6 protein-coding genes are annotated in these 7845 nt (G+C 68.3%); 2 read left to right on the top strand and 4 right to left on the bottom strand.

Annotated features, from left to right (window positions below; genetic code table 11):
- The 4 genes from VGT00_09280 to VGT00_09265 form a co-directional block, all read right to left on the bottom strand.
- Positions 1 to 1187 (bottom strand): molybdopterin cofactor-binding domain-containing protein (locus tag VGT00_09280; protein ID HEV8531596.1); only part of this gene is annotated, 1187 nt, incomplete at its 3' end.
- 3 nt (positions 1188 to 1190) lie between these two features.
- Positions 1191 to 1997, bottom strand: coding sequence for an aldo/keto reductase (locus VGT00_09275; protein ID HEV8531595.1), 807 nt, complete (start codon positions 1995 to 1997; stop codon positions 1191 to 1193).
- Between the two features lie 205 nt (positions 1998 to 2202).
- A complete protein-coding gene (locus tag VGT00_09270; GenBank protein HEV8531594.1) occupies positions 2203 to 3192 on the bottom strand; it encodes an ABC transporter substrate-binding protein in 990 nt (329 codons plus the stop codon).
- 14 nt (positions 3193 to 3206) lie between these two features.
- On the bottom strand, positions 3207 to 3830 hold the full coding sequence (locus tag VGT00_09265; GenBank protein HEV8531593.1) for a hypothetical protein: 624 nt from the start codon (positions 3828 to 3830) through the stop codon (positions 3207 to 3209).
- 229 nt (positions 3831 to 4059) lie between these two features.
- Here VGT00_09265 and VGT00_09260 point away from each other — a divergent pair, with 229 nt between their 5' ends.
- On the top strand, positions 4060 to 5439 hold the full coding sequence (locus VGT00_09260) for an ABC transporter substrate-binding protein (protein ID HEV8531592.1): 1380 nt from the start codon (positions 4060 to 4062) through the stop codon (positions 5437 to 5439).
- Between the two features lie 64 nt (positions 5440 to 5503).
- Positions 5504 to 7837 carry a hypothetical protein gene (locus VGT00_09255; protein ID HEV8531591.1) on the top strand — a complete coding sequence of 778 codons (2334 nt, stop codon included), beginning with the start codon at positions 5504 to 5506 and terminating at the stop codon, positions 7835 to 7837.
- The last annotated feature ends 8 nt before the right edge of the window (positions 7838 to 7845 follow it).

Here is a 7845-nt window from a genome sequence, read left to right as displayed (position 1 = left end):
TCCATGCCGAGCGCGCGCGCCATGTCGTCCATCTGCGACTCGAGGGCGAAGGCGGCCTGGACGGCGCCCGGGGCGCGATAGGCGCCATTGCCGGGCTTGTGGGTGAGCACCTCGTAGCCGCGGATGTCCATGTGGGGCAGTCGATACCAGCTGCCCAGCATGAGACAGGCGATGCCGACGGGCGCGCCCGTGAAGGCGCCCGCGTCGAAGATGACCCGCGCCTGGAGCGCCGTGAGCTTGCCGTCCTTGCCGACTCCGGTCTTGAGCTCAAAGACGCTGGGAGGCGCCGGCGTCGTGGTCAAGAACTCCTCGGTGCGCGATAGCACGAGGGAGACGGGTCGCTTGACCGCCACGGTCAGGGCGGCGGCCAGAGGCTCCAGGAGAACGAACTTGCCGCCGAAGCCGCCGCCCAGCGGCGTGGCCACGACGCGCACCCGATGCTCGGGCAGTCCGAGCGCCTCCGCGACCTCCGAGCGCGTGTAGAAGAGCGCCTGCGTGGTGGTCCACACGGTGACATTGCCGAGCGCGTCCACGGAGGCCACGGCGACGCGGGGCTCGAGGTAGCCCTGGTGGACCATGCTCGTGCGGTAGGTGCGCTCGATCACCACATGGGCCTCGGCAAAGCCCTTGGCGACGTCGCCCCTGGTGAAGTGCTGAGTGCTCGCGACATTGGGGGGTAGCGCTTCCTTCAGGGTGGCGCCGCCGCCCGCCGCCCCGTGCTGGCCGAGCTCGGCGGCGTCGCCGTCGCCGCCCCGCTCACGCACCACCGGCGCCTCGGGGCGCATGGCCTCGAGCGCGTCGACCGCCGCGGGCAGGATCTCGTACTCGATCTCGACCAGGGCGGCGGCATCCTCGGCGACTGCCTCGCTCTCGGCCACCACGGCGACCACGGGATGGCCGACGAAGCGGACCCGCTCCAGGGCGAGCGGGCAGCGGTTCCGGTCCGAGGGATCTTGCTGGGGAAGGGGCAGATCGCGGCCCGTGAAGACGCCGACCACGCCGGGCACGGCCCGGGCCGCGCGCGCGTCCACCTTGACCACGCGTGCGTGGGCGTGGTGCGAGAGCACGAGCCGCGCGTGGAGCATGCCGGGCTGAGGGAGATCGGCGGCGAAGCGGGTGAGGCCCGCGGCCTTCTCGCCTCCGTCCACGCGGGGCAGGGACTGGCCGATGGCCTTTGCTGAGGGCATTGTCTAGCTCCGATACTCGGCGTCTATGGCCGAGAGATCTTCAGGGGTGAGCGTGAAGTCGAGGGCGCCCGCGTTCTCGCGCACGTGCTCGGCTCGTCCCGCCTTCGGGATGGTGAAGAGGGCGGGCCGGCGCGTGAGGAAGTTGAGGGCGACCTGGCGCGGCGTCTTGCCGAGGCGCTTGGCGATGTCCGCCACCGCGCCTCGCATGAATCCGCCGCGGGCCAGCGGCGTGTAGCCGACCACGGCGATCCGCTCGCGCTCGCAATGCGGGAGCACGTCCTTTTCGATGGCGCGGTCGCGCAGATGGTAGAGGACCTGATTGCAGGCGAGGCGGATCCCGCCGAGCGCGGCCTGGGCGGCCTCCATCTGGGCCACGTCGAGATTGCTCACCCCGACGAAGCGCGTCTTGCCCGCGGCGCACAGCTCGGCCATGGCCCGCATGGTGTCGGCGATGGCGTGCCGCCCGCTCCACCAGTGGAGGAGATAGAGATCCACGTGGTCCGTGCGCAGGCGCTTGAGGGAGCGCTCGCACGCCTCGATGGTGCCTCGATACGAGGCATTCGAGGGCATGACCTTGGTGGCGATGAAGGCCTCGCGACGCCGGCCGGCCACCGCCTCGGCGACAATCTCCTCGGCGCCTCCGTCCGCGTACATCTCGGCCGTGTCGATGTGGGTCAGGCCGAGGTCAAGCCCCAGCGACAGCGCGGCGATCTCGTCCTTCCTGAGCTTGCGCTCCTCGCCCATGTGCCAGGTGCCCTGGCCTATGACCGGCAGGCTGATGCCGGTCGGGCCGAATGGGCGCGAGAGCATGCGCCGAGTGTACACTGGGCAGGGCGCTGAAAAAGGCCCATGTGCTTCGTTGGCGAGGGCACCCGCTCAACGTACGTGGCAGTTCGAGCTGAGAGGCGCAGCCACGAGGCGAGGGCTGAGTGATATCTACGCCTCGGGGTGCCGCCGCCCTCGCCGCCTCGCATCTGGACCTTTTTGAGCGCCCTGCTTCGCCCGGCGGTAGAGGCTACGGGATGACCTCGTCCGCCCGCGCGAGCACTGGTGGCGGGATCGTCAGCCCGAGCGCCCTTGCCGCCTTGAGGTTGATGACGAATTCGAACTTCGTAGGCTGCTCCACGGGCAGGTCGGCGGGCTTGGCGCCCTTGAGGATCCGGTCCACGTAGGTAGCGGCGCGGCGGTATTGCTCGGCAAAGTCTATCCCATACGACATGAGGCCGCCGCCGTCCACGAACGCCCTCGCCTCGTAGATCGCGGGCACCCGGTTCCGTGCGGCAAACTCGACAGTGTGTCTGCTGTTGGCCACGGTGACGGTGTCGGCCAAGACCAGGAGCGATTCAGGCCGGTCTTTACTCATGGCGGCAAAGATCACGTCGAAATCTTCGGGGCGCTGCACCGTCACCGATTGAAGGGACAGCCCCAACGCCGGCGCGACATGCTGGGTCTCGTTGAACCTGAGCTTCATGCCCTCATTGGCGGAATTCCACAGCACGGTCACCCGCGAGAGCCTTGGCAAAGTCTGTTTGAGCAGGTCCAGTCGCTTGGCGCTCAATTCCGGCGCGAGAAGTGATAGCCCCGTGATGTTCCCACCCGGACGGGCGAGGCTATCGACCAACTTCGTCCCCACGGGATCACTCACGGAGACCATGACGATGGGGACCACGCCGCTCGCCTGCTTGGCGGCAATAGCGGCAGGGGTGCTTTCGGCGACGAGCACATCGACGTTGAGACTGACCAGCTCAGCCGCGAGGGCGGGATAGCGCTCGGTTCGTCCCTCCGCGTAGCGGAACTCCAGGACGACGTTCCGTCCCTCCGTGTAGCCGAGCTCGCGCAGCTTGTGGAAGAACGGATCGAGGCTGGTAGGGGACCCGGGCACGGGCTTGAAGCCGAAAGTCAGGAAGCCCACCCGCCACACCTTTCTCGCCTGCTGAGCCTCGACGACGAGCGGGGCGGCAAAGAGCCCGCCCGAGACCAATGCCATGAAAGTGCGCCGCTCCATCACGTGCCTCCCCATCAGTCGAACGGCCCGGTCCGCCACCCCGCACGCCAGCCGAGCCAGAGGACGGCCATGCCGAGGCCGCCCATCACGAGCGCCGTGGCGATGGTGGACAGCTCGGACATCCACTTGATCGTGGTGCTGCTGAGGCCCACGAAGGCGAGTCCGATGACGGGGAGCACGGGCGCGCCGCAGCCCATCACGGTGCAACCACCTGTGGATAGTCCGAGGACGCCGCCAAGGGCGCCCAGCACACCCCCCGTTCCACCGGCTCGGCGACCCCACGGGACGGCCGCGAAGCGCGCGCGGCGCTCCATCCACAGCGCGAAGTACAGCGCGACGAGGAGCGACATGAAGGCAAAGCGCGCGAGGTCCGCCGTTGTCACCGCGAAGCCCCACTCGAGCCCGAACGAGTTGTCCGAGGAGAACCAGAAGAGGGCCAAGCCCCAGGCCTTGGCGAGGCGCTCCCCGAGGGACCCAGGCCCCGACACGAGGTAGCCGGGCAGGGTGGGCAGCAAGGGATTGATGGTGAAAGCGGTGACCGGCTTGCGGGCGAGGGTGAGGACGAGCGGCGGCACCAGGATGTCGAGGGCGAAGACGCCGAGCGCGACCGCGCCGAAGAGCCACCGCCGTGACCTCACGGCCGCCCCCATACCTCGAAGCGCCAGCCCGATTGCTCGCATATCTCGCTCACCAGCCGGTCCGATTATAGGCGGAGCCGGCCCACGGCGCGAGGCTCTCACCCTGACGCATGGTGCTGAAAGTGGCCCGCCAGGCGCGCTTACGCCTTGAGCTTGGCGTCAACCAGGGCTACTATCGCCTTACCCTACTGGCCTCGAAACTGTCCACCCAATGAAGGAGGGACTCCATATGGCCGCAGAGGTATCCCGTCGTGATTTCCTGAGCCGGCTCGGCGTCACCGTCGGCGCCGCGGCGACCGCGGCCAGCGTGCCGCTCGTCGGCGCACCGGCTCTCATCGGCCGAGCCGAAGCGCAGCCCAAGGGCAATATCCCGGACACGCCGTACAAGATCGGCCACATGACCTTCTTCACGGGCGCGGCCGCCGTGCTCGGAGAGCCTTCGTACAAGGGGCACATCCTGGCCGCGGAGGAGATCAACGCCCAGGGCGGCTTGCTGGGCAAGCGCAAGATCGAGACCATCAAGGCCGACGAGGCCGCCGGCACCGACGCCAACGTGAAGGAAATGCGCCGGATGAAGCTCTCGGAGAAGATCGACCTCTTCACCGGGGTCATCTCCAGCGGCAACACGCCGGCTCTCGGGCCCGAGGCCGAGTCGCTCAAGCTGCTCACCATCTTCGTCGACGGGTGCACCGACTTCCTCTTCGACAAGGCCGTGCTCAACCCGCATTACATCTTCCGCATCACCAACATGCAGTCGGCCGACGGGGTGACGGCGGCCGTGGCCACGGCCATGACCTGGCCCAGGGTGCGGAAGATCGCCCACATCCACCCGGACTACTCCTACGGGCGCAACGCCTTCGCGCATTTCAACATCGTGATGAAGAAGATGCTCCCCGGCACCCAGGTCGTCTCCGAGGGCTGGCCCAAGCTCGGCACCACGGACTTCACCTCTCACATCACCAAGGCCATCGCGGCCAAGCCCGACCTGCTCGTCTCCTCGGTGTGGGGCGGCGACTACGTGGCCATGTACAAGCAGGGCCTGCGCTACGACATGTTCAAGAAGATGAAATTCACGAGCATGATCGCCTTCGGGGTGGCCCCGCACGCCATCGGCAAGGATCACCCGGAGGGCGTCATCGCGGGCGTCCACTCCAACTACTACTTCAACTATCCGCCGCAAGATCGCTGGCCGCTGAACTCGGCGTTCGTGAAGAAGTACCTCGACCGGTGGAAGGAGTACCCGAACTTCCAGTCGGAAGGGGCATATACGACGCTCATGCTCCTCAAGCAGACCATCGAGAAGGCCAACAAGCTGACGGGAGGCTGGCCCGATGACGAGGCCATCATCAGCCAGCTGGAAGGGGCGTCCATCTCCGGCCCGGCGGGTTACCTGCACATCCGGCCGGACAACCACCAGGGCTACAAGGATGCCATGACCGGCTTCAGCGTGAACTCGCCGGACTATCCGTTCCAGATCCTCGATCCGAACAAGATCATCACGATCCCGATCCGCAACATCACGGCGCCTCCAGGGTGGCCGGCGCCGAGCGGCGAGGATACCCGGACCTACACCTGGATCGACAAGACCTGGCCCACGGTCAAGCTCTAGCGCCCCGGCTCACGGGTTCGGGGGAGGGGAGCGGGAACCGCCCCCCTCCCCCTTGCTCACGTTCATGAAGCGCCGGCGGTTTTGTCGAAGCGCGCCCATCGGGCGCCGGCTCCTCCTTCTCGTCTTCTGCCTGCTCTGGGCTGCTCCCTCCGGGGCTGGTCACGAGCTGCCCTTCTATCCGTCCTACTACCCGCAAGAGATCCGGCTCGAGGCTCTGCCGGCCGCCGCGGCGGCGCCGCTGCTCAAGAGCGCCAAGCTTCACGCCTATGTCGGTGCCGACCCCTTCGTGGGCGGCCGCGCCCCGGCCGACGTCAAGGCCGTCGAGTCGCTCGCGGGATACGTCGTGCTCACCTTCAACCCCGCGTCGCGGACGGTGAGGACCCGCCAGAGCCGCTGCGAGCATGCGCTCGGCATCGCCAGGGCGCTCAGCGCTTCCCGATCGGGCTATGTGTTTCACCCCTACGCGGTCACGCCGCTGCATGCCGACTATCTTGCCCACTTCGACCAGGCGCAGAAGGCCAAGCGAGAGATCCAGGAGCGCCCGGCCGCCGCCTCGACCGTTCCCCTGGCCACTCGGCTGCAGGGCCCATGGGCAGAGTCGCTTGCCCGGCCTCCGCAGTACCAGGGCAGAGACTGGGACCTTGTCGTCGAGGATGTGACTCTCGAATCCCTCCTCGCTCGCCAGTGGACCGGACTCAATGGCTGGCTTGAACCGGCCTGGGTCAAATCGGGCTGGTTCCACGCCTATCTGCTGCAGGCGGCGACTCTGACCGATGCCGGAGCGCGCCAGGCGGTTGACGGCCTCTATGGGCGTCTGTCGTCTGGCGGCTGGAGCACGGACGCGGAGCGCCTGGAGATGGAGCGCCAAATGGTCCAGCGCCTCGGGGAGAGCTGCGACCGCGTGGTCCTCGGCTACGTGCTCCGCAGCGAGTACTTCAACACGGAGTTCTCCCAGGGCGTCGAGAACGTCGCCTGGGATTCGCAGACCGGGTTCAACTCCGCCATCTTCCTCCGCACCGTCAAGCTCAAGGACTTCCCGTGGAACGGCTGGCTGAGATTGGGGATGGCCAGCCGGCCCGCCGCTGCGTGGAATCCCATAGCGGGCTTCTCTGACCCCGCCGGCCGATTGCTCTGGGCTGCAGTCGGCGACCCGGCCCTGATCCCCGCGCCGTACAGTTCCGAGTGGCTGCCGAACCGAACCACGCCCGTGGCGGTCACGCGGCCGGCGACCTCCCCTCCAATCTCCGATATCGAGCTGCCGGAGGATGCCATGATCCCCGAGCCCGGCACCGGCCTCTTGCGTGAAGCGGGGAAAGGCAAGAGCGCGCGGGCCCGCGTCACCTATCGCCTCGTGGCCTCCGCCTTCCACGACAGTACGCGCATGACCCCGGCGGACGCGGCCTACGCGTATAGCTTCGCCTACCGGTGGGGCGCGCGGGCGGGCGGGCGACCCGCGGGCGACCCCGTCGTAGAAGCCGCCACGGCGCCGCTCCGGCAGGCCCTCGTCGGCTTCCGCGTGGTCAAGGTGGACGCCGAGGTCAAGAAGTACAGCGATACCACGTTCACCTACATCGTTCCGGTGATCGACGTCTACGTCACCGGGGGCGCCTTCGATGACGCGACCCTCGCCGCCCTCGCCACGCCCTGGAGTGCCTTGCCCTGGCCCGTGATGGTGCTGATGGAGGAGGCCGTCAAGCGCGGCCTCGCGGCCTTCTCGCCGGCGGAGGCCAAGCGGCGAGGCGTGCCGTGGCTCGACCTGGCGCGAGATCCGAAGACCAAGGAGGCGCTGGCCGCGCTCGTGGATGGCTTCGCGGCTCAGGCCTATGTCCCGCCCGCCCTCAAGCGGCTCGTGACGGCGGACGAGGCCCAGACACGCTGGGCCGCCCTCAAGAGCTTTTACGCCAGGCGCGGCCATTTCCTCGTCACCAATGGGCCGTACTCGCTCGACAAGTGGTCGGAGCGTGAGGTCGTCCTGACGGCGTTTCGCGACTTCACCAACCCCAACGGCGTCGGCACCTATGATCGCTTCGCCATCCCGCGCCGGGCTTTCGTCACCCGCCTCACCGCCCGCGGCGACCGCCTGGAGATCGTCCCCGAGATCGAGCGCGTCGAGAGGTTCCTGCGGGAGTACCGCATCGTGCGGGAGCCGCTGGGCAAGCCGGTCTCCGACGAGGACCGCGCGGATGTGCCCGTCTGCCGCTACGTCATCGTGGGCGCCGACGGCGCGGTGGCCGACGCGGGCCTGTCGCGCGACCGGGACGGCGCCCGGCTCGTGGTCAATCTCAAGGGCCGGCTCAAGCCGGGCGCGTACACCGCCCTGGTGGCCCTCGGCCTGCGCGACAACTGGGTCAACCCCGAGGTGGCGGTAGCGCAGTTTCGGGTTGATGCCGCTCCCTGAGTTGAGGC

The organism is Candidatus Methylomirabilota bacterium (assembly GCA_036002485.1).
In the GTDB taxonomy this organism is placed as follows: Bacteria; Methylomirabilota; Methylomirabilia; order Rokubacteriales; family CSP1-6; genus AR37.
Note: the sequence above shows the minus strand (reverse complement) of the source record. Positions and strands in the feature narration are given on the sequence as shown.

Bases quoted from the DNA above. Each gene is read 5' to 3' on its own strand.
- VGT00_09275 (HEV8531595.1), bottom strand. From the start codon at position 1,997: ATGCTCTCGCGCCCATTCGGCCCGACCGGCATCAGCCTGCCGGTCATA.
- VGT00_09270 (HEV8531594.1), bottom strand. From the start codon at position 3,192: ATGGAGCGGCGCACTTTCATGGCATTGGTCTCGGGCGGGCTCTTTGCC.
- VGT00_09260 (HEV8531592.1), top strand. From the start codon at position 4,060: ATGGCCGCAGAGGTATCCCGTCGTGATTTCCTGAGCCGGCTCGGCGTC.
- VGT00_09255 (HEV8531591.1), top strand. From the start codon at position 5,504: ATGAAGCGCCGGCGGTTTTGTCGAAGCGCGCCCATCGGGCGCCGGCTC.